The sequence below is a fragment of the Lysobacter yananisis genome, from assembly GCF_031199375.1.
GTDB lineage: Bacteria > Pseudomonadota > Gammaproteobacteria > Xanthomonadales > Xanthomonadaceae > Lysobacter > Lysobacter yananisis.
The window spans coordinates 5,101,558-5,122,716 of the sequence record NZ_CP133568.1; the positions used below are offsets into that span (position 1 = coordinate 5,101,558).

Annotated in this window: 16 protein-coding genes; 3 read left to right on the forward strand and 13 right to left on the reverse strand. The window is 69.4% G+C overall.

Going from position 1 to position 21,159, the window contains the following annotated elements; translation table 11 throughout:
• Positions 1-3: 3 nt before the first annotated feature.
• Together RDV84_RS20975 and RDV84_RS20980 are read left to right on the forward strand one after the other, a co-directional pair.
• Positions 4-1,260, forward strand: a complete 1,257-nt coding sequence (locus tag RDV84_RS20975; protein ID WP_309151474.1) for a glycosyltransferase family 4 protein — start codon at positions 4-6, stop codon at positions 1,258-1,260.
• A 7-nt stretch (positions 1,261-1,267) separates the two neighbouring features.
• A complete protein-coding gene (locus RDV84_RS20980) occupies positions 1,268-2,014 on the forward strand; it encodes a YdcF family protein (RefSeq protein WP_309151475.1) in 747 nt (248 codons plus the stop codon).
• A 283-nt stretch (positions 2,015-2,297) separates the two neighbouring features.
• On the opposite strand, the gene glmS is transcribed toward RDV84_RS20980, so the two are convergent.
• The 5 genes from glmS to greA all read right to left on the reverse strand — a co-directional run bounded on the left by glmS (position 2,298) and on the right by greA (position 8,583).
• Positions 2,298-4,130, reverse strand: coding sequence for a glutamine--fructose-6-phosphate transaminase (isomerizing) (gene glmS / locus RDV84_RS20985; protein ID WP_309151476.1), 1,833 nt, complete (start codon positions 4,128-4,130; stop codon positions 2,298-2,300).
• 234 nt (positions 4,131-4,364) lie between these two features.
• Positions 4,365-5,042, reverse strand: coding sequence for a hypothetical protein (locus RDV84_RS20990; protein ID WP_250442754.1), 678 nt, complete (start codon positions 5,040-5,042; stop codon positions 4,365-4,367).
• A gap of 79 nt (positions 5,043-5,121) precedes the next feature.
• Positions 5,122-6,876: a single-stranded-DNA-specific exonuclease RecJ gene (gene recJ / locus RDV84_RS20995; protein WP_425606363.1), complete on the reverse strand. Its 1,755-nt coding sequence runs from the start codon at positions 6,874-6,876 to the stop codon at positions 5,122-5,124.
• Between the two features lie 13 nt (positions 6,877-6,889).
• On the reverse strand, positions 6,890-7,846 hold the full coding sequence (locus tag RDV84_RS21000) for a phosphoglycerate mutase (protein WP_309151478.1): 957 nt from the start codon (positions 7,844-7,846) through the stop codon (positions 6,890-6,892).
• 44 nt (positions 7,847-7,890) lie between these two features.
• Positions 7,891-8,583 carry a transcription elongation factor GreA gene (gene greA / locus RDV84_RS21005; RefSeq protein ID WP_425606211.1) on the reverse strand — a complete coding sequence of 231 codons (693 nt, stop codon included), beginning with the start codon at positions 8,581-8,583 and terminating at the stop codon, positions 7,891-7,893.
• Between greA and RDV84_RS26945 the strand changes: the two genes are divergently transcribed.
• On the forward strand, positions 8,501-8,758 hold the full coding sequence (locus tag RDV84_RS26945) for a DUF6053 domain-containing protein (RefSeq protein ID WP_425606210.1): 258 nt from the start codon (positions 8,501-8,503) through the stop codon (positions 8,756-8,758). The genes greA and RDV84_RS26945 overlap by 83 nt on opposite strands.
• On the opposite strand, the gene carB is transcribed toward RDV84_RS26945, so the two are convergent.
• From carB to dnaK, 8 genes are all read right to left on the reverse strand, one after another.
• Positions 8,695-11,940, reverse strand: coding sequence for a carbamoyl-phosphate synthase large subunit (gene carB, locus RDV84_RS21010; protein WP_250442760.1), 3,246 nt, complete (start codon positions 11,938-11,940; stop codon positions 8,695-8,697). The two genes, RDV84_RS26945 and carB, sit on opposite strands and share 64 nt — an antisense overlap.
• Before the next feature lies 1 nt (position 11,941).
• Positions 11,942-12,346: a four helix bundle protein gene (locus RDV84_RS21015; protein ID WP_078999454.1), complete on the reverse strand. Its 405-nt coding sequence runs from the start codon at positions 12,344-12,346 to the stop codon at positions 11,942-11,944.
• Positions 12,343-13,497: a glutamine-hydrolyzing carbamoyl-phosphate synthase small subunit gene (gene carA / locus RDV84_RS21020; protein ID WP_309151479.1), complete on the reverse strand. Its 1,155-nt coding sequence runs from the start codon at positions 13,495-13,497 to the stop codon at positions 12,343-12,345. The genes RDV84_RS21015 and carA overlap by 4 nt, the downstream gene beginning before the upstream one ends.
• A gap of 410 nt (positions 13,498-13,907) precedes the next feature.
• Positions 13,908-14,645: a 4-hydroxy-tetrahydrodipicolinate reductase gene (gene dapB, locus RDV84_RS21025; RefSeq protein ID WP_057947388.1), complete on the reverse strand. Its 738-nt coding sequence runs from the start codon at positions 14,643-14,645 to the stop codon at positions 13,908-13,910.
• A 125-nt stretch (positions 14,646-14,770) separates the two neighbouring features.
• Complete coding sequence (locus tag RDV84_RS21030) at positions 14,771-16,735, reverse strand: DUF3857 domain-containing transglutaminase family protein (RefSeq protein ID WP_309151480.1); 1,965 nt, start codon at positions 16,733-16,735, stop codon at positions 14,771-14,773.
• Positions 16,736-17,069: 334 nt separating this feature from the next.
• On the reverse strand, positions 17,070-17,585 hold the full coding sequence (locus RDV84_RS21035; RefSeq protein WP_309151481.1) for a TonB family protein: 516 nt from the start codon (positions 17,583-17,585) through the stop codon (positions 17,070-17,072).
• 235 nt (positions 17,586-17,820) lie between these two features.
• Positions 17,821-18,954 (reverse strand): molecular chaperone DnaJ, encoded by a 1,134-nt coding sequence (gene dnaJ / locus RDV84_RS21040; RefSeq protein WP_057947385.1) that lies wholly within the window; start codon positions 18,952-18,954, stop codon positions 17,821-17,823.
• Between the two features lie 169 nt (positions 18,955-19,123).
• Positions 19,124-21,043 (reverse strand): molecular chaperone DnaK, encoded by a 1,920-nt coding sequence (dnaK, locus tag RDV84_RS21045; RefSeq protein WP_309151482.1) that lies wholly within the window; start codon positions 21,041-21,043, stop codon positions 19,124-19,126.
• Positions 21,044-21,159 lie beyond the last annotated feature (116 nt).

Here is a 21,159-nt window from a genome sequence, read left to right on the forward strand (position 1 = left end):
GCCATGCGCATCCTGTTCCTGACCGACAACTTCCCGCCCGAGGGCAACGCCCCGGCCACCCGCACCTACGAGCACGCGGTGCGATGGGTACGCGCCGGCCACGAGGTCACGGTGATCACCTGCGCGCCCAACTTCCCCGAAGGCAAGCTGTTCCCCGGCTACCGCAACGCCTGGCGCAGCGTGGAGACGCTCGACGGCATCCGGGTGGTGCGGGTCAAGACCTACATCACCGCGAACGAGGGCATCCTCAAGCGCACCCTGGACTATCTGAGTTTCATGGCCGCCGGCACCGTGGCCGGGCTGTTCGAACGCCGCCACGACGTGGTCGTGGCGACCTCGCCGCAGTTCTTCTGCGCGCTCGGCGGCTGGGCGCTGGCGCGGCTCAAGCGCCGGCCGTTCGTGTTCGAGCTGCGCGACCTGTGGCCGGCTTCGATCACCGCGGTCGGGGCGATGCAGCGCAGCGCCGCGATCCGGGCGCTGGAAAAGCTCGAGATGTTCCTCTACCGCAGCGCCGACGCGATCGTGCCGGTGACCCAGTCGTTCCGCGAAGAACTGGTCCATCGCGGCGTGCGGGCCGACAAGATCCACGTCGTGCTCAACGGCGTCGACCTGCAGCGCTACCGCCCCGCCGCGCGCGATCAAGCGATGGCGAAGCAGTACGACCTCGACGGCCGCTTCGTGGTCGGCTACCTCGGCACCCACGGCATGGCCCATGGCCTGGAGAAGGTGATCGAAGCCGCCGAACGGCTGCGCGACGACCCGCGCATCGTGTTCTTCTTCGCCGGCAGTGGCGCGCAGCGCGCGCACGTGGAGCGGATGGCAGCCGAACGCGCCCTGCCCAACGTGCGCATGATCCCGCGCCAGCCCAAGGAAATGATGCCCAGGCTCTGGGGCCTGTGCGACCTGTCGCTGATCCCGCTGCGCGACACGCCGGTGTTCGCCTCGGTGATCCCGTCCAAGCTGTTCGAAGGCATGGGCATGGGCATCCCGGCGCTGATGTCGCTGCCGCGCGGCGAGGCGGTGCGGATCGTCGAAAGCACCGGTTGCGGCGTGTGCGTGGCGCCGGAGAACGCGGCGGCGATGGCCGACGAGATCGCCGCGCTGGCCGGCGATCCCGAGCGCATGCGCCGGCTGCGCGAGGCCAGCCTGGCCGCGGCGCCGGCGTACTCGCGCGACCGCCAGGCGCGGCTGATGAGCGACGCGCTGGCGCGGCTGGTCGACGACGACGGCGCGCGCGGCCTGCTGCGCACGCCGGAGTAAACGACGCATGTCCGCCGCCGCGTGGTTGACCCAGCCCCTGCACGCCAGCGCCGTCGGCCTGGCGCTGGCGGCGCTGGTGTGGCTGCTGCATTGGCGGCGCAGCGCGCTCGCGCTCGGCGTGTTGGCCGTGGCGTGGTCGCTGCTGTGGTCGCTGCCGGCCGCGGCCGGCGCGCTGCGCGATTCGCTGCAGCGCGGCTATCTGGGCCAGAGCGCCGAAGGCCTGCCGCAGGCCGACGTGATCGTGGTGCTCGGCGGCGGCATCGGCCGGGTCAGCGCTTTCGCGCGCGGCGACGCCGACGCGCCGGAACTGGCCGGCAACCGCGTCGCCGCGGCCGCGCGCGCCTGGCAGGCCGGACGCGCGCCGGCGATCCTGGTCAGCGGCGGTGCCAGCGCCAGCACGCGCGGGGTCAGCGAAGCGGCGATCATGGCCGATGCGCTGGTCGAGCTCGGCGTGCCGCGCGCGGCGCTGGTGCTGGAAGACGCCAGCGGCGACACCCGTGCCAACGCCGAACGCAGCGCGCGCATCGCCGCCGAACGCGGCTGGAAGCGCGCGATCCTGGTCACCTCGGCCCTGCACATGCCGCGCGCCCTGCAATGGTTCCAGCGCGCCGGGCTGCCGGCGCTGCCGCTGGCGCCGGAGCCGCCGGTCGCGGCAGCGCCGCCGGAGGCGTGGACGCCGTCGATGCGGACCTTGGATGAGAGTGCGCAGGCCTTGCGCGAGTACGCCGGGTTGGTGGTGGCGACGTTCGGGTGAGGTTGCACGCCGGGGCGTTTTCGGCGGCGGGCGGGAGCCAAAAATCAAAATGGATTCCGGCTTTCGCCGGAATGACGGGGTGGGGAAACACGGCCATCATCAGCCGTGAGCCATGAGCAGTGAGCCGTAAGCCGTAAGCCGGCGCCACTTTCCCCCGTCATTCCGGCGAAAGCCGGAACCCATTTTGATCTTGCTGTTATTGTTGCTGTTGCCGTTGTTGTCGCCGTTACCGCCGCTGACGCAACCAGCGCCGCGAGCCCAAGCCCACGGCGCCGCCCACCACTTACTCCACCGTAACCGCCTTAGCCAGATTCCGCGGCTTGTCCACGTCCGTCCCCCGCGCCAGCGCCGCGTGATACGCCAGCAGCTGCACCGGGATCGCATGCACCACCGGCGACAGCACGCCCACGTGGCGCGGCGTGCGGATCACGTGCACCTGCTCGGATTCGCCGAAGTGGCTGTCCAGGTCGGCGAATACGAACATCTCGCCGCCGCGCGCGCGCACTTCCTGGATGTTCGACTTCACCTTCTCCAGCAGCTTGTCGTTCGGCGCGATCACCACCACCGGCATCGCCGCGTCCACCAGCGCCAGCGGGCCGTGCTTGAGCTCGCCCGCCGGGTACGCCTCGGCGTGGATGTAGGAGATTTCCTTGAGCTTGAGCGCGCCTTCCAGCGCGATCGGGTAATGCACCCCGCGCCCCAGGAACAGCGCATGGTGCTTGGGCGCGAAGCGCTCGGCCCAGCCGGCCACCTGCGGCTCCAGGTTCAGCGCGTGCTGCACGCTGCCCGGCAGGTGCCGCAGCGCGTCGAGGTATTCGGCTTCGCGTTCCTCGCTGAGCGCGCCGCGCAGCTTGGCCAGGGTCGCGGTCAGGGTGAACAGCGCCACCAGCTGCGTGGTGAACGCCTTCGTCGAGGCCACGCCGATCTCGGCGCCGGCGCGGGTGTAGTACACCAGCTTGCTCGCGCGCGGGATCGCGCTCTCGGGCACGTTGCAGATCGACAGCGTCTTCTCATGCCCGAGCGACTTGGCGTATTTCAACGCCTCCATCGTGTCGAGCGTTTCGCCGGACTGCGAAATGGTCACGATCAACTGCTTCGGGTTCGCCACCGCCGCGCGGTAGCGGTATTCGCTGGCGATCTCGACCTGGCACGGCAGGCCGGCGATGGCCTCGATCCAGTAGCGCGCGGTCAGGCCGGCGTAGTAGCTGGTGCCGCAGGCCAGGATCTGCACGCCTTCGACGCCGGCGAACACCTCTTCGGCCTTGGCCCCGAACAGCGACGCGCTGAACCCGTTGTTGTCGATCACCGCCTCGATCGTGTCGGCGATCGCGCGCGGCTGCTCGTGGATCTCCTTCTGCATGAAGTGCCGGTATGGCCCCAGCTCCAGCGAAGCCAGCGACACGTCCGACAGATGCACGTCGCGCTCGATCGCCGCGCCGCCCGCATCGAACACCCGCACCGCGGCGCGGGTGATCTCGGCGGTGTCGCCCTCTTCCAGGAAGATCACCCGGCGCGTGGCCTGCACGATCGCCGAGACGTCGCTGGCGACGAAGTTCTCGCCCTCGCCGAGGCCGACCAGCAGCGGGCAGCCCATGCGCGCGGCGATCAAGCGGCCCGGCTCGTTCAAGCTCACCACCGCGATCGCGTACGCGCCGACCAGCTCGCGCGCCGCCGATTGCACCGCGGCGAGCAGATCGAGCCCTTGCCGCAGATGGAAATGCACCAGATGCGCGATCACCTCGGTGTCGGTCTGCGACTCGAACGCATAGCCGGCCGCGCGCAAACGCTCGCGCTGCTCGTCGTGGTTCTCGATGATGCCGTTGTGCACCACCGCCAGTTCGCCGAAGCTGATGTGCGGATGCGCATTGGCCTCGGTGACGCCGCCGTGGGTCGCCCAGCGCGTATGGCCGATGCCGACCTGCGCGCTGAAGCCCTCGGCCTGGGCCGCGTTCTCCATCTCCGACACGCGCCCGGTCCGGCGCACCCGGCGCAGTTGCGCGCCGTCGAACACGGCGATGCCCGCCGAGTCGTAACCGCGGTATTCCAGCCGCTTCAGGCCGTCGATCAGGACCGGTACCACATCGCGATCGGCGATCGCGCCAACGATTCCGCACATGCTGAAAAACTCCGGGGGAAGAGTGCCGGCCAGTCTAGCCGGGCCTTCCCCCGGCCGTCGCGAACTGCGTCGCGACGGCGCTACCGCCGGCACAGATCGTTAGCGAACGGTTCAACAAGCCCAATGCGGCGCCCGGCTGCACCGGGAGATCGAACACGTCGGCGTGACCGACGCGTTACACCACCGACGAAGCGGGCGCAGGCCCGAGAGACGGCCGAATGCCGGTATGCGCCGTCATTTCGCCCTGCACTCGAGCACCGCGTGCCTGATCGCGGCGTCCGTCACCGCATAGCCCGCGAGGTGGCCGCATCCGCCGCCGATGCGTTCACCGCAACCCTGAGCCACACAGGTATCGAACACCGCCGCCTGATGGCCCGCCAGGATCCCGTGGGCGCAGTCGCGTCGCGGTCCGACGAACGAATTCAACTCGAGCCGCATCGCCTCGGCCAGGGCGCCATCGACCTCGACCGGAGCAACGTAACGCGGGTCCTTCAGAAAGGCCTCGTCCAGCGCCCGCGAGCACTGCGAGTCCTGGCGCGAGCCGGCGGCACGGGCCCGCTCCTCCATCGCGTCCCTGGCGTCTTCGGCCCTGCCGTCCGCGGCGCATTGCCGGTCGTTGCCGGCGCATCGCCGGATGTCGACGAGCTTGTTGATGGTCTCGGTCGCGCCCGGAGGCGTACCCGTGCCGAACACGGCGCGCACCTCGTCTCCCACGCGCACATCGGCCAAACGTTCCAGCGCCTTCGCCTCGCCGTAGAAGCCGATGTAGACGACGGCGTTTTTCCTGCCGATCGCGATGCGCCCCGGCGAAACTTCGACGATCTTGCCGACGTAGACGCGCTCGTCGGCCCCGGCAGCGGCCGCAGCGGCGAGCAGAAACAGCAACGCAACAACGACGGTGGTCGGTTTCATCGATGGCGGACCTCGATTGCCCAGCGTGGAATAGCGGCGCGCGGATTCGCGCCGACGGCCGACATCGGCACGGCGGCGGTCAAAGCGCCTCGCGGTGGACGACGATGAGCTGTACAGCCTCGCCGCCGCGGTAGTCGTCCGGCTCCAGGCGATAGGCGATGCGCACCCACGGCGGCGGCTTGTTGCCGTCCCAACCGCCGAACTCGATGGCGTTGAGCCGGCGCCCTTCGCAACCCAGTTCCAACTTGAGGTGGCGCTCGCCGATCACGCGCCACGACAGCACTTCGAATTCGCCGTCGAACTGCGGTTCGGCGAAGCCCTGTCCCCACGGCCCGCCGTCGCGCAGCGATTCGGCGTGGCGGCGGTCGAACTCGGCCGGGGCCAGCGCGCCGTCGCTGAGCACGTCGGCCTGCAGCAGCTCCGGCGTCAGCGCCGCGCGCGCGACCGCGTCGAAGGCATCGCGGAACGGTTCGAACGCGTCGCGGTGCAGCGACAGGCCGGCGGCCATGGCGTGGCCGCCGAAGCGTTCGATCAACTCGGGATGGCGCGCGGCGACGTCGGCGAGCGCGTCGCGGATGTGGAAGCCGGGAATCGAACGCGCCGAGCCGCGCAGCTGCGCGCTGCCCGGTTCCGCCGGCGCGAACGCGATCACCGGCCGGTGCAGGCGTTCCTTCATCTTCGAGGCGACCAGGCCGACCACGCCGGGATGCCAGTCCGGATCGAACAGGCACGGCGCCAGCGGCGCGGCGGCCGGATCGAAAGCCACGCGCGCGAACGCGCGCTCGGCCTCGTCGGTCATCTGTTGCTGCACCGCGCGGCGCTCGGCATTGATCTCGTTGAGCGTGGCGGCGATCTCGCGCGCCTGCGCCGGGTTCTCGGTCAGCAGGCATTCGATACCCAGCGCCATGTCCTCCAGGCGGCCGGCGGCGTTGAGCCGCGGCGCCAGCGCGTAGCCGATGTCGGCGGCGGTGAGGCGGCGGTGATCGCGCTGCGATACTTCGATCAGCGCGCGCAGGCCGGCGCAGCCGTGGCCCGCGCGCAAGCGGCGCAAGCCGGCGGCGACCAGGGCGCGGTTGTTCGGGTCCAGCGGAACCAGGTCGGCGACGGTGCCGACCGCGACCAGGTCGAGCAATTGGCTCAGGTCCGGGCCGTTGCCGCCGGCGCCGAACGCGCCGGCTTCGCGCAGCCGCCGGCGCAGCGCGAGCAGCACGTAGAACATCACTCCGACGCCGGCCAGCATCTTGCTCGGGAACGCGTCGCCGGGCTGGTTCGGATCGACGATGGCGTCGGCCTGCGGCAGGCGCTCGCCGGGCAAATGGTGGTCGGTCACCAACACCTGCCAGCCGCGCGCGCGCGCCGCTTCGATGCCGGCGTGGCAGGCGATGCCGTGGTCGACGGTCACCAACAGATCCGGTTGCAGCCGCGCCAGTTCGTCGACCAACGCCGGCGACAGGCCGTAGCCGTGGACGATGCGGTTGGGCACCGCGTGCGACACCCGCTTCGCGCCGAGCATGCGCAGCCCGCGCACGCCGACCGCGCAGGCGGTGGCGCCGTCGCAATCGAAGTCGCCGACCACCAGGATGTGGCGGTCGGCGGCGATCGCCTCGGCCAGCAGTTCGGTCGCCTTGTCCAGGCCGAGCATGCCGTCCGGCGGCAGCAGTTGGGCGAGCTTGGGCTGGGCCTGTTCGACGCAGGTCGCGCCACGCGCGGCATAGATCCGCTGCAGCAACGGCGGAATCGAATCGGGCCACTGCGGCCCGTGTGCGTCGGCCGCCGGCTCGCGCCGGCGCAGGCGCGCGGCGGGCTTCAACGCCGCGGCTCCGGCGACGGCGATGGCATGCGCGCGTTCAATCCAGCAACGAGCGCAGCGGCTTGCGCCAGAACCGCCAGCGCTGCGAGCGCGCCAGTTCGAAACGCTCGCCGTCGGCGCACAGCGCCGCCACGCGCGCGAGCGCGCCGCGGTCGAGCGCCTGCGCCAGCGGTTGCAGCCAGTCGCGCTGGATCAGGGCGAGGTCGCGCTGCGCGCGCAGGTCGAACAGGCGCGCGCCCTCGACAGCGGCGCCCTCGCCCGCCGGCTCGCTCCAGGCGCGCGGCAAGGGACCGCTGGCGATGCCGGCCTGGGCGCCGAACGCGGTCAGCGCCTCGTCGTCGCTGTACACGCCGGCGTAGTCGCAGCGCACGCGGTCCGGCAGCGCGCCCGCGCCCCAGAACCACAGCGAATTGACCGGAGCCAGCCCGGCTTCGGCGCGGGCCAGGTTGTGCGGATGATTGTGCAGCACCACCTGCGCCTCGCTCAGCAGCGCGCGCCAGCGACGGCCTTCGGCGCCCTCGCCTTCGGGCAGGTGCTGGAACATATCTTCGCCCAGCGCTTGCTCGGGCGAGACGAAGCGCGGCAGCCGGGTTTCGCGCGGCAGCGCCACATACCAGCGATCCGGCGCGGGCGCGTCGATGGGAAAACCGGCATCGCCGAACAACGGCTTGAGCGCCGGCAGCAGCGCGGCGCTGTCGCGTTCGCTCAACGACAGCGCACGGCCGTAGGCGAGCAGGCGCGCGCCGTTGATGTCGGGACGCACATAGACCGGATCGGCGCGCAGCCAGGCGCCCTGGGCGGCATCGCCGGCGTCGCGCTGGCGGGTGGCCGCGGCCACCGGCCAGCCGCGCGGCAGGAGGTCGAACGCGCGCGCGGCCGGATCGGCCGCCTCGACCGTGCGGTCGGCGCGGCCGAAGCGCAGACCCAGCGCTTCGCCCAGGCGTTGGCCGCCGAAGCGTTCGCGCGCGGGCAGCAACAGGTCGACGCGGTTCATGGCGTGCGGATGGGCGTGCGGCTGTGTGTGTGGATCGGCGCGGCTCAGCCTTCGTAGCTGACGCCGACGATCTCGTACTCGCGGGTGCCGCCCGGGGCCTCGATGACGACGGTGTCGCCCTCGTTCTTGCCGATCAGCGCGCGCGCCACCGGCGAGGAAATCGCGATCAGGCCCAGCTTGATGTCGGCTTCCAGGTCGCCGACGATCTGGTAGCGCTTTTCTTCGTCGGTCTCGGTGTCGGCCAGTTCGACGTTGGCGCCGAACACCACCTTGGAACCGGCGTTGAGGGTGCTGGTGTCGATGATCTGGGCGTGCGACAGCTCGGCCTCGAGCTGCTTGATGCGGCCTTCGATGAAGCCCTGCTGCTCGCGCGCGGCGTGGTACTCCGCGTTTTCCTTCAGGTCGCCGTGGGCGCGCGCTTCGGCGATCGCGTTGATCACGGCCGGGCGCTTGACCGACTTGAGTTCTTCCAGTTCGGCGCGCAGGCGCAGCGCGCCCTTGGCGGTAATGGGTGCTCTCATTCCTTGGTTCCTCTGCGGTGCGACGCCGGGCGGATCCTTGGGCCCGGCGCGGTTGTTTCGAAGATGGGTCCAGGGGCATTGTGCCGGGGAAGCCCGGCGGAAGACAGCCCTTGAAATCCGAAGGTAAACGCCCGTGGGAGGGCCTTCAGGCCCGATGCTTTCCGGCCGGATCGCGCCGATCTGCGACGAAAGCATCGGGCCTGAAGGCCCTCCCACAAAAGCGGGCCCGGGCGGCGCCGGGCGGGATCGACCGGCTCGCGCCGATCGATCCGAACGGATCGATCCGTGCCGGCCGATCCGTTCGGATTGCCGGCCGATCCGCTGGGATCAGCGTCCGCCGATCTGCGCGTGCAGTTCCTGCAGCGACCACACCGGCCCCTGGCCGCGGTAGTCGAGCGAGTTGACCAGCGCGCGCGCGCCCGACACGGTGGTCGAATAGGTCACCCGCTGCTGCAGCGCCTCGCGCCGGATCGAGAACGAATCCGAGATCGCCTGGCGGCCTTCGGTGGTGTTGATGATGTAGACGATCTCGCCGTTCTTGATCAGGTCGACGATGTGCGGGCGGCCTTCGGTGACCTTGTTGATCGACTCGCAGGCCACGCCGTGCTCGGCGAAGAACGCCTGGGTGCCGCTGGTGGCGACCAGGCCGTAGCCGCGGCGCGCCAGTTCCTGCGCCACCGGCAGCACCCGCTGCTTGTCCGGATCGCGCACGGAGATGAACACCTTGCCCACCGGCGGCGCCTTGATGCCGCCGGCCTCCTGCGCGCGCGCCATCGCCGCGCCGAAGTTCTGGCCCACGCCCATCACCTCGCCGGTGGAGCGCATCTCCGGCCCGAGGATCGGATCGACGCCCTGGAACTTGGCGAACGGGAAGATCGCTTCCTTGACCGAGTAGTAGTCCGGCACGATCTCGTCGACCGCGTCCTGCGAGGTCAGGGTCTGGCCGACCATGCAGCGCGCGGCGATCTTGGCCAGCGCCATGCCGGTGGCCTTGGACACGAACGGCACGGTGCGCGAGGCGCGCGGGTTGACCTCGATCAGGTAGATGGTTTCGTTGCCGTCGGCGTCGGTCTGGATCGCGAACTGGGTGTTCATCAGCCCGACCACCTTGAGCGCCTTGGCCAGCGCCACCACCTGCTCGCGCAGCCGTTCCTGGGTCGCCGGCGACAGCGAGTACGGCGGCAGCGAGCACGAGGAGTCGCCCGAGTGCACGCCGGCCTCCTCGATGTGCTCCATGACGCCGCCGATCAGCACCCGGCCTTCGCGGTCGGCGATCACGTCGACGTCGACTTCCACGGCGTTGTCGAGGAAGCGGTCCAGCAGCACCGGCGAATCGTTGGAGACCTTGACCGCGTCGCGGATGTAGCGGCTCAGGTCGGCGTCGGAGTAGACGATCTCCATCGCCCGGCCGCCGAGCACGTAGCTCGGGCGCACCACCAGCGGATAGCCGATCTGCGAGGCCAGGGCCAGCGCCTCGTCGGGATTGCGCGCGGTGCGGTTGAGCGGCTGGGCCAGGCCCAGCTCCTGCACCAGCTTCTGGAAGCGCTCGCGGTCCTCGGCCAGGTCGATGCTGTCCGGGGTGGTGCCGACGATCGGCACGCCGTTGGCTTCCAGCGCGCGCGCCAGCTTCAGCGGGGTCTGGCCGCCGTACTGCACGATCACGCCCTTGGGCTTTTCCAGATCGGCGATTTCGAGCACGTCTTCCAGCGTCAGCGGCTCGAAGTACAGGCGGTCGGAGGTGTCGTAATCGGTCGACACGGTCTCCGGGTTGCAATTGACCATGATGGTTTCATAGCCGTCCTCGCGCAGGGCGAGCGCGGCGTGCACGCAGCAATAGTCGAACTCGATGCCCTGGCCGATGCGGTTGGGGCCGCCGCCGAGCACGATGATCTTGTCGCGGCCGGTCGGGTTGGCCTCGCACTCGTCCTCGTAGGTCGAGTACATGTAGGCGGTGGTGGTGGCGAATTCGGCGGCGCAGGAGTCCACCCGCTTGTACACCGGGCGCACGCCGAACGCGCGGCGCAGGGTGCGCACCGCGGTCTCGTCGGTGCCGGTCAGCTGGGCCAGGCGCGCGTCGGAGAAGCCCATGCGCTTGAGCGCGCGCATGCGGGCCTTGTCGAGCGCGCCCAGGCCGGCGTCGGCGACCTCGCGCTCGGTCGCGATCAGTTCCTCGATCTGGTCGAGGAACCACGGATCGACGAACGACAGCGCGTGCACGTCCTCGACGCTGAGACCGGCGCGGAACGCGTCGCCGATGTAGAACATGCGCTCCGGGCCCGGTTCCTTGAGCTCGCGCTTGAGCACGGCCAGATCGCTGTCGCTCGACAGGTCCAGGCCGGTCGGGTCGAGGCCGACCTTGCCGGTCTCCAGCCCGCGCAGCGCCTTGTGCAGCGATTCCTGGAAGGTGCGGCCCATCGCCATGACCTCGCCGACCGACTTCATCTGCGTGGTCAGGCGCGCGTCGGCCTGCGGGAACTTCTCGAACGCGAAGCGCGGGATCTTGGTGACCACGTAGTCGATCGACGGCTCGAACGAAGCCGGGGTCGCGCCGCCGGTGATCTCGTTGCGCAGTTCGTCCAGGGTGTAGCCGACCGCCAGCTTGGCGGCGATCTTGGCGATCGGGAAGCCGGTCGCCTTCGACGCCAGCGCCGAGGAGCGCGACACGCGCGGATTCATCTCGATCACCACCACGCGGCCGTTCTGCGCGTTGATGCCGAACTGCACGTTGGAGCCGCCGGTGTCGACGCCGATCTTGCGCAGCACCGCGATCGAGGCGTCGCGCAGGCGCTGGTATTCCTTGTCGGTCAGGGTCTGCGCCGGGGCGACGGTGATCGAGTCGCCGGTGTGCACGCCCATCGCGTCGAAGTTCTCGATCGAGCAGACGATGATGCAGTTGTCCGCGGTGTCGCGGACCACTTCCATCTCGAACTCCTTCCAGCCCAGCACCGACTCTTCGACCAGCACTTCGGTGGTCGGCGACAGTTCCAGGCCGCGGGTGACGATCTCGATCAGCTCTTCGCGGTTGTAGGCGATGCCGCCGCCGCTGCCGCCGAGGGTGAAGCTGGGGCGGATGATGGTCGGGTAGCCGACCCGCGCCTGGATCTCGATCGCCTCTTCCAGCGTGCGCGCGACCGCGGCGCGCGGGCATTCCAGGCCGATCTCGCTCATCGCCACGCGGAACAGCTCGCGGTCCTCGGCCATGCGGATGGCGTCGCGCTTGGCGCCGATCAATTCGACGTTGTACTTCTCCAGCACGCCGTTGTCGGCCAGGTCGAGCGCGCAGTTCAGCGCGGTCTGGCCGCCCATGGTCGGCAGCAGCGCGTCGGGCTTTTCCTTGGCGATGATCTTCTCGACCGTCTGCCAGTTGATCGGCTCGATGTACACGGCGTCGGCCATGTTCGGGTCGGTCATGATCGTGGCGGGGTTGGAGTTGACCAGGACCACGCGATAGCCCTCGTCGCGCAGCGCCTTGCACGCCTGCGCGCCGGAGTAGTCGAACTCGCAGGCCTGGCCGATCACGATCGGGCCGGCGCCGATGATCAGGACGGTTTTGATGTCGGTACGCTTGGGCATGTCAGCTCCGGGACTGGGGACCTGGGACCGGGGACCCGGTCTCCAGTCGTTGAATGAGTGAACGATGCAGCTTGTGCAGCATCTTGCTTACTCGCTCCGCAGTTTCCATTGTGGACTCCGCGGCAACAGGATCGGCTAGTGAAAGTTCCACCGCCAAGGTGAGCTGTGTCTGTAACTCGGCAACGGAACCGCATGCCATGGCGATGAAACGGGCGTAATCGCGAGTCGAGGCGCGCGCATTGCCTTCGGCGATGTTCGAAGGAATCGAAACGGCCGCCCTTTGCAACTGCGAGCTCAAGCCATACCGCTCTTCCTTCGGAAAGCCAACCGTCAGGGAATAAACCGCCTTGGCAAGATCCATCGACAAGCGCCAGACGTCCAATTCCCGAAAATGGCTCGGACTCAAACCGCCCTCTCCCGGTCCCCGGTCCCTGGTCCCCGGTCCCGCATCGATTCGACGAAGCGGTCGAACAGCGGCGACACGTCGTGCGGGCCGGGGCTGGCTTCCGGGTGGCCCTGGAAGCTGAAGGCCGGCGAGTCGGTCAGCGCGATGCCCTGGTTGCTGCCGTCGAACAGCGAGCGGTGGGTCACGCGCACGTTCGCCGGCAGGCTCGCTTCATCGACCGCGAAACCGTGGTTCTGCGAGGTGATCATGACCCGGCCGCTGTCGAGATCCTGGACCGGATGGTTGGCGCCGTGGTGGCCGAACTTCATCTTCAGCGTCTTCGCGCCCGAAGCCAGGCCGAGCAGCTGGTGGCCGAGGCAGATGCCGAAGGTCGGGATCTTCTTGGCGACGAATTCCTTGATCGCGGCGATCGCGTAGTCGCACGGCTCCGGATCGCCCGGGCCGTTCGACAGGAACACGCCATCGGGCTTGAGCGCCAGCACGTCCGCGGCCGAGGTCTGCGCCGGCACCACGGTGATGCGGCAGCCGCGTTCGGCGAGCATGCGCAGGATGTTGAGCTTGACGCCGAAGTCGTAGGCGACGACGTGGAAGCGCGGCGGCGCGTTCACGAACGCGTTGCGGTCGAGATCGAGCTGGCCTTCGGTCCATTCGTAGCGCTCGCGCGTGCAGACTTCCTTGGCCAGGTCCATGCCCTTGAGGCCGGGGAACTTGCGTGCGGCTTCCAGCGCCTTGTCCACATCGATCTCGCCGGCCATCAGCGCGCCGTTCTGCGCGCCGGTATCGCGCAGCAGGCGGGTCAGCTTGCGCGTGTCGATGTCGGCGATGGCGACCACGCCGCGGTCGGCCAGCCACTGCGGCAGCGCGATCTGGCTGCGCCAGTTGCTGGGGCGGCGCGGCACGTCGCGCACGATCAGGCCGGACGCCCAGACCTGGCGGGCTTCGTCGTCCTGGTCGGTCACGCCGGTGTTGCCGACGTGCGGATAGGTCAGCGTCACCAACTGGCGCGCGTACGACGGGTCGGTGAGGATTTCCTGGTAGCCGGTGATGGCGGTGTTGAATACGACTTCGCCGACGCTGAGGCCGGGCGCGCCTACGGAAACGCCCTCGAACACGGTGCCGTCTTCGAGAGCGAGGATTGCGGGTTGGGTCACGGGGGTCGCCTTGGCTGCCGGAGGAACTGATCCCGTTGCGGCTACGGCAAAACGCAGTTGCAGCAAAGCGCGGACGCGGTGCTGGACCGGTCCGGCGTTGGGATTCAGGCGAGCCGGAATTCTATCTGCGATGGGCCCCGGGCGCCAGTATTAATGTGGCGGGGAGATGACGATCCGGCGGGGTCGGCGGCGCGGTTGGCTGAACGGAATCGGGGCCGCCGGGGTCGGTTTGGCTGAACGCAGCGCGTGGGGCGGCGCCTGAATCGGGCGGACGCGGTGGCGGGCGGGTTCGCAGTCGCGGCTCGCGCCGCTCCTGCAGGGGCTTCGGCCGGTTTCGTTTGCGACTGTAGGAGCGGCGCGAGCCGCGACCCCTCGCCGCCCGGCGCCACCGCCCTACCCGGCCGCCGCCTTCACAGATTCGGGAACATCAACTCCGCCAGCCCATACCGCCCCGGCGCCTGCTGCGCCACCCGCACCGCCGCCTCCAGCGCGCCGCGGGCGAAGATGTCGCGGTTGCTGGCGCGGTGGATCAGCTCCAGCCGCTCGCCCGGCGCGGCGAACTGCACGGTGTGCTCGCCGACGATGTCGCCGGCGCGCAGGCTGGCGTAGTGCGGCTCGCTGCCGCGGCCGATCGCCACCGCCGCGCCCAGGTGCAGCGCCGTGCCCGAGGGCGCGTCGAGCTTGCGGGTGTGGTGGGCCTCGACCACGTCGCAGTCCCAGCCCGGCAGCGCCGCGGCGGCGCGGCGCACCAGTTCGGTCAGCACCGCCACGCCGAGGCTGTAGTTGGCGGCCCAGACCACGCCGATGCCGGCCGCGGCATCGTTGATCGCCGCGTTCTGCGCCGAGGACAGGCCGGTGGTGCCCGACACCAGCGCCTTGCCGCGCGCCGCGCACAGCGCCAGCACCGGGTCGAAGCCGTCGGGCAGGCTGAAATCGACCGCAACGTCGAACTCCGGCGCGCCGCCGAGTTCGGCCGCGGCGAAGTGCGGCACACCGTCGATGACCCGTTGGCTCGGCTGCGAGCGCGAATACGCGGCGACCACGACCAGGTCGTCGCGCTCGCGCGCGAGCCGCAGCAAGGCCTGGCCCATGCGCCCGCTGGCGCCGTGGATGAGGAGTCGGATCGGGGTCTTGGCGGTGTCGTTCATGCGCGCAGGCTAGCCGCTGCGGCCGGCGCAAAACAAGCCGGCCGCGCGCAAAAAACAGATCGGACCGCCGACAACGAACGGGGCCGGCGCTGGGCCGGCCCCGCGCGGTCCGCCGCGGCGGACGCTTACTGGTAGATCACCTGCGCCTTCAGGTTCGGCACCACCTTGCGCGCGAACTCCGAATAGCCGCGGTTGTACTCGCCGGTGCACACCGGCCCGACGGTGGCGTCCTCGATCACCCGGTGCGCGTGCAGCACATTGCCTTCCAGGCGATAGCTCGCCTCGTAGCGCGAACCGTTGGACTCCAGCTTCAGGTCCTGCGGCTTGGCCAGCACTTTCACCGTCTTCGGAAACTCGATCCGGTAGGTCTCTTCCGAGCGGCCGCCGCCGCACAGGCCGTCGCCTTCATCCTTGAGCTCCGGGACCTGGCCGCTGCCGACCAGGGCGGCGACCGGCTGCGGGGTCATGAACATCGGGCCGAGCGGGAACGCGCCGGGCATCTGCACCGCCTGCTTGGCGTCGATCTCGACCTGGTAACGGTGCTGGCTGCGCAGCGGCTTGGGATCGTCCTGGCGGAAACTGCCGGTAGCCTGCACGCCGTTGCGCTCGAACACCTTCTTGACCAGCTCGGCGGCGTCCTTGTCGGTGAGCTCGCGCAGGCCGGCGCGGAACTCCATCGCCGGACGGCCGTCGAGCTCGACCTTCATCGTGCCCTTGACGCTGCCGTCCTCGGCGATGACCAGTTGGGTGTCCATGCGCTGGCGGTTGGCCAGCTTGACCGGCGCCGGCGTGCGCGCCTCCAGCTCCGGGCGATCCACCCGCAGCACCGGCTTGCCGGACACCGCCCACGGCAGCTCGCCGAAGGCGATGCCCTTGGCGGTGGCGTCCAGGTACAGGTCCATGCCCGGCAGGTAGTTGAGGACGTGGTTGACCGCCGAGGCCACCGGCACCGGCGCCAGCTTGTAGGTCGTGCCGGAATTGATCAGCGCCTGGGTCGCCTCGATGCCCTTGGCCGCGAGCAGCGCCTGCAGCAGGGTCGCGTGGTCCTTGCAGTCGCCGATGCGGTTGTCGAGCACGAAGTCCTGGTCGCGCGGCACCACCGCGCCCAGGCCGATGCAGTTGCCGGCGTAGTTGATGTTCAGCGACACCCATTCGTACAGCGCCTGGGCGATCTCGCGCTGGCCGGTCTTGCCGGCGGCGATCTCGTCTGCGAGCTTGCGCACGCGCGCGGTCGGCACCGCCTTGGGCAGCGCGCGCTCGCCGTAGACGCGGGCGATGTCGCCGTAGCTGGCGAAGGTCGACACCGACGCGCCGTTGGTGCGGGTCAGGTCGAACGGCGCGGCGGCCTGCGGCTCGAACACCTTGGGCTCGCGGTTGCTGTAGCTCCATTCGAGGATGCGGCGGTCGCCGACGACCTCGTCGCGCACGGTCTTGAGCGCGCCGTAGGACTCCTTGCGGATCTTCATCGAGGCCGGCAAGTCGTACTTGAGCTTCATCTCGCCGAGATAGGCGTAGTCGCTGAAGCTGCCGGTGTCGGAAAACTGGCCTTCGAACATCGGCTGCTTGCCGACCAGGCGGTAGTTCAGCACCACGGTGTCGCCGACGGCGACGTCGGCGAACACCAACTGGGTGGTGGCGATATCGGAGAACGCCGGCCCGCCGTCGCCGCGGCCGTCGTTGGTCTGCACCTGGTAGTTCGACTTGGGCACCGCGATGCGGCGGCCGTCGGCCTTGAGCGTGTAGGCCTCGACCACCTCCAGCGTCTGCAGGCTGGCGCTGTAATCGATGGAGTCGTACTTGGCGCGCTCGACCGCGTCCTCGCGCAGCACCTTCAGCGCCGACTCGCGCTGTTCGACGTAGGCGCCGTTGGGCTGCACGGTGTAGGTGTAATGCATGCGCTCCAGGCGCGCCGGTTGTTCCTCGGCGCGACCGGCTGGCTTGGCGGCGGCGGCTTGCGCCGGCGCGGCGGCGGCCGGTCCGCCCGGCTTGGCCTGGCTGTCGGCCTGTGCGAACGCGGCGCCGTTCGCGGCGAGCGCCGCGGCCAGCGCCACAGACAATGCGGCCGAACGCCGCGGCATGACGATGCGCATCCTTTCTTCCCCTGATCCTTGATCGACGATGGTCGGCGCCGCTGCGGCGCCGCAGGCGGTTTTCTATCACATCGTCGCGGCGAACGTGCGCGCGCGCAAATAAAAAGCGAGCCGAAGCTCGCTTTCTTGTTCGCGGCATCCATACGCGCCGAGGCGATGCGACGATGGCCCAGGTGGGCCCAGCCGCGATTCTGGCTCCGTCGGCCGCAGGGACCGACCGGCCCCGCGTCGGCCAGGCACGTCCGCGGTCGCCGCCGGGGACTGCCCCGACCAACCAAGTCGCCCAAGCCACTTCGACCGCCGACCGTTACTTACCCGCTTTGCTGTCTTTGCGTCAGTGGGTCAATACAAAGTGGATATTGAGCCTGTAGGTCGCTTTCACCGCCTCGCCGCCCTGCCGCCCCGGCTGCCAGCGCGGCATCTTCCGGACGAGCCGTTCCGCTTCGGCGCCGCAACCGCCGCCGATGTCACGCACGATCAGGATGTTCTGGATCGTCCCGTCGACATCGACGTCGAAATCGACGACCACCGCGCCCTGCACTTCGTCTTGCACCGCCTTCGCGGGATATTGCAGGTTGTTGCCGAGATAGGCCCTGAGCGCCGCTTCGCCTCCGGGAAACTGCGGCGCCTGTTCGGCCTGCCGCGGCGTCGCGGGCGTGAAGGTGGGCGGCGGAGCCGGCATCTCGGCTCCCGGCTTCGGCTCCTCGATAACCACCACCGGAACCGGCGGCGGCGGCGCGCCGTCCTCGTCCGCGGACTGTTCTTCTTGCGCGGCCGTGGCGGTAAAACACAGGCAAAGCAACGACAACGACGATGCCTTTGCGAATAGCGCGAGCGCTCCCTGTCTCATGTCCCTGTCCTTTGGTCGCCGAAGATCGGCAAAAAGACCTTAGCGGCTTTCCATACCGGCGACCAGCGCCCGTTCGGGCGCGCATGCGCGCATCGGCCGCGGCACGTCGCTGCAGGCGGCCGGCCCAAAGGGCGGGCGATGCCGGCGTCGTGCCGCGCCGGCCGCATACGCAAAGGCCCCGACCGATCGGTCGAGGCCTTCGCTGATGCGGGTACAACGCTTTATCGCTTTGGGGTCAGGAGGTCATCCGGTCCCAGAACCCCTTGACCCCGTCGATGAAGGTCGAGGAACGCGGCGAATGCTTGCGCGCGCCTTCGCCGACGAAGGTCGCCTCGAACTTCTCCAGCAACTCGCGCTGCTCGACGGTGAGGTTGACCGGGGTCTCCACCGCGACCCGGCAGTACAGATCGCCGGGCTTGCGGCTGCGCACCGACTTGACGCCCTTGTCGCGCAAGCGGAACAGCTTGCCGCTCTGGGTCTCGGCGGGAATGCGCAGCTCGACTTCGCCGCCGAGCGTGGGCACCCGCACGATGTCGCCGAGCGCGGCCTGGGAAATGCGGATCGGCACTTCGCAATGCAGATCGTCGCCGTCGCGCTGGAAGATCTCGTGCTCGCGCACGCGCACTTCCACGTACAGGTCGCCCGGCGGCGAACCGGTCGGGCCGGCTTCGCCTTCGCCGGTGAGGCGGATGCGGTCGCCGTTGTCGACGCCGGCGGGAATCTTGACCTGCAGGGTCTTGGTCCGCTCGACCCGGCCCTGGCCGTGGCAGTCGCCGCAGGGGTTGGCGATGGTCTGGCCGCGCCCGTTGCAGTGCGGGCAGGCCTGCTGCATCGAGAAGATGCCGCGCTGGAAACGCACCTGGCCGCGGCCGTTGCAGGTGGTGCAGGTCTCGATCTTGCCGTCGGCCGAGCCCGAGCCCTTGCAGGTTTCGCACTCGTCCAGGGTCGGGATCTCGATCTGCTTCTCGACCCCGCCGACCGCCTCTTCCAGCGACAGCTCCATCACGTAACCGATGTCGGCGCCACGGCGCGGACCGCGCGCGCCGCCGCCGCCCCCACCGCCGAAAATGTTGCCGAAGATGTCGCCGAAGATGTCGCCCATGTCGGCGAAGCCCGGGCCGGCACCGCCGCCGCCCATGCCGTGTTCGAACGCGGCGTGGCCGTGCTGGTCGTACACGCGGCGCTTGGACGCGTCGGACAGGACCTCGTAGGCCTCCTTGCATTCCTTGAACGAGGCCTCGGCGGCCTGGTCGCCGGGATTGCGGTCCGGGTGGAACTTCATCGCGCAGCGGCGATAGGCCTTCTTCAGGTCGTCGTCGCTGGCGTTGCGTTGCACGCCCAGCACTTCGTAGTAGTCGCGTTTGCTCATCGGCGGGGATCGGAATTCGGAATCGGAATCGGGAGTTGGGAATCGTCGGATCGAACGCGCGCGAGCCGGATCGGCCCGCCGCGAATGCGAGAACGGGGAACCGGTCCCGCGGCAGGCCGCGACGAAGTCGCTACCGGCGGTTCCCGATTCCCCATCCTCACTCCCGGCCTTACTTCTTGTCGTCCTTCACTTCGGTGAACTCCGCATCGACCACGTCGTCGGACTTGGCCGAGGCGCCGGCGTCGCCGGCCGGGGCTTCCTCGCCCGGCTGACCGGCGCTGGCGGCGGCCAGCACCGACTGCGCGGCCTCTTCCAGCGCGCGCGACTTGGCCTCGATCTGGCCCTTGTCGTCGCCCTTCATCGCGGTCTCCAGCTCGGCGATCGCGGCCTCGGCGCGGCCGATGGCCTCACCCGGGATCTTCTCGCCGTGCTCCTTGATCGCGCTGCGGGTGCTGTGGATCAGCGCGTCGGCGTGGTTGCGCGCCTGCACCAGCTCGTGGAACTTCTGGTCTTCCTCGCGGTTGGCTTCCGCGTCGGCGACCATCTTGGCGATCTCTTCCTCGGACAGGCCGGAACCGGCCTTGATCTCGACCTTCTGTTCCTTGTTGGTCTTCTTGTCCTTGGCGCTGACGTGCAGGATGCCGTTGGCGTCGATGTCGAACGACACCTCGACCTGCGGCATGCCGCGCGGCGCCGGCTCGATGCCGGACAGGTCGAAGCGGGCCAGCGACTTGTTGTAGCGGGCCTGCTCGCGCTCGCCCTGCAGCACGTGCACGGTGACCGCGGACTGGTTGTCCTCGGCGGTGGAGAAGGTCTGCGAGGCCTTGGTCGGGACGGTGGTGTTCTTCTCGATGATCTTGGTGAACACGCCGCCGAGGGTTTCGATGCCCAGGCTCAGCGGGGTCACGTCGAGCAGCAGCACGTCCTTGACCTCGCCGGCCAGCACGCCGCCCTGGATCGCCGCGCCGACGGCGACGGCTTCGTCCGGGTTGACGTCCTTGCGCGGTTCCTTGCCGAAGAACTCGGCCACGGCCTGGCCGACCTTCGGCATGCGGGTCTGGCCGCCGACCAGGATCACCTCGCTGATGTCGCTGGCGCGCAGGCCGGCGTCGTTGAGCGCGATGCGGCACGGCTCGATGGTCTTCTTGATCAGGTCCTCGACCAGCGACTCCAGCTTGGCCCGGGTCAGCTTGATGTTGAGGTGCTTCGGACCCGAGGCGTCGGCGGTCACGTACGGCAGGTTGACCTCGGTCTGCTGCGAGGACGACAGCTCGATCTTGGCGCGCTCGGCCGCGTCCTTCAGGCGCTGCAGCGCCAGCGGGTCCTTGCGCAGGTCGATGCCCTGGTCCTTGTTGAACTCGTCGACCAAGTAGTCGATGACGCGCTTGTCGAAGTCTTCGCCGCCGAGGAAGGTGTCGCCGTTGGTCGACAGCACTTCGACCTGCATTTCGCCGTCGACCGACGCGATCTCGATGATCGACACGTCGAAGGTGCCGCCGCCGAGGTCGTAGACCGCGACCTTGCGGTCGCCGCCCTTCTTGTCCATGCCGTAGGCCAGCGCGGCCGCGGTCGGCTCGTTGATGATGCGCTTGACCTCCAGGCCCGCGATCTTGCCGGCGTCCTTGGTCGCCTGGCGCTGGCTGTCGTTGAAGTAGGCCGGCACGGTGATCACCGCTTCGGTGACCGGCTCGCCCAGGTAGGCTTCGGCGGTCTTCTTCATCTTGCCGAGCACTTCTGCCGAGATCTGCTGCGGCGCCATCTTCTTGCCGTCGGCGGTCGCGACCCAGGCGTCGCCGTTGTCGTGCGGGACGATCGCGTAGGGCACCAGGCCCAGGTCCTTCTGCACTTCGGCGTCGGTCATCTTGCGGCCGATCAGGCGCTTGACCGCGTAGAAGGTGTTCTTCGGGTTGGTCACCGCCTGGCGCTTGGCCGAGGCGCCGACCAGGACTTCGCTGTCCTTGGTGAAGGCGACGATGGACGGCGTGGTGCGGTCGCCTTCCGAGTTCTCGATGACCTTGGCCTTGCCGCCTTCCATGATCGCGACGCAGGAATTGGTCGTGCCCAGGTCGATGCCGATGATCTTGCCCATGCTGTTGCTCCCTCTCTAATGCTGGAATGTTGGGGGCGGCGCGGAATGCCGCAGGCCGCCGATGTTCGTTATTTGGGGCCCGGTGCCGGGCAGTTCAAGCGCCCGTGCCCTGCCCC

Coding starts and splice junctions, on each gene's coding strand:
- RDV84_RS20975 (WP_309151474.1), top strand. CDS start 4: ATGCGCATCCTGTTCCTGACCGACAACTTCCCGCCCGAGGGCAACGCC.
- RDV84_RS20980 (WP_309151475.1), top strand. CDS start 1,268: ATGTCCGCCGCCGCGTGGTTGACCCAGCCCCTGCACGCCAGCGCCGTC.
- glmS (WP_309151476.1), bottom strand. CDS start 4,130: ATGTGCGGAATCGTTGGCGCGATCGCCGATCGCGATGTGGTACCGGTC.
- RDV84_RS20990 (WP_250442754.1), bottom strand. CDS start 5,042: ATGAAACCGACCACCGTCGTTGTTGCGTTGCTGTTTCTGCTCGCCGCT.
- RDV84_RS21000 (WP_309151478.1), bottom strand. CDS start 7,846: ATGAACCGCGTCGACCTGTTGCTGCCCGCGCGCGAACGCTTCGGCGGC.
- carB (WP_250442760.1), bottom strand. CDS start 11,940: ATGCCCAAGCGTACCGACATCAAAACCGTCCTGATCATCGGCGCCGGC.
- dapB (WP_057947388.1), bottom strand. CDS start 14,645: ATGAACGACACCGCCAAGACCCCGATCCGACTCCTCATCCACGGCGCC.
- RDV84_RS21030 (WP_309151480.1), bottom strand. CDS start 16,735: ATGCGCATCGTCATGCCGCGGCGTTCGGCCGCATTGTCTGTGGCGCTG.
- RDV84_RS21035 (WP_309151481.1), bottom strand. CDS start 17,585: ATGAGACAGGGAGCGCTCGCGCTATTCGCAAAGGCATCGTCGTTGTCG.
- dnaJ (WP_057947385.1), bottom strand. CDS start 18,954: ATGAGCAAACGCGACTACTACGAAGTGCTGGGCGTGCAACGCAACGCC.
- dnaK (WP_309151482.1), bottom strand. CDS start 21,043: ATGGGCAAGATCATCGGCATCGACCTGGGCACGACCAATTCCTGCGTC.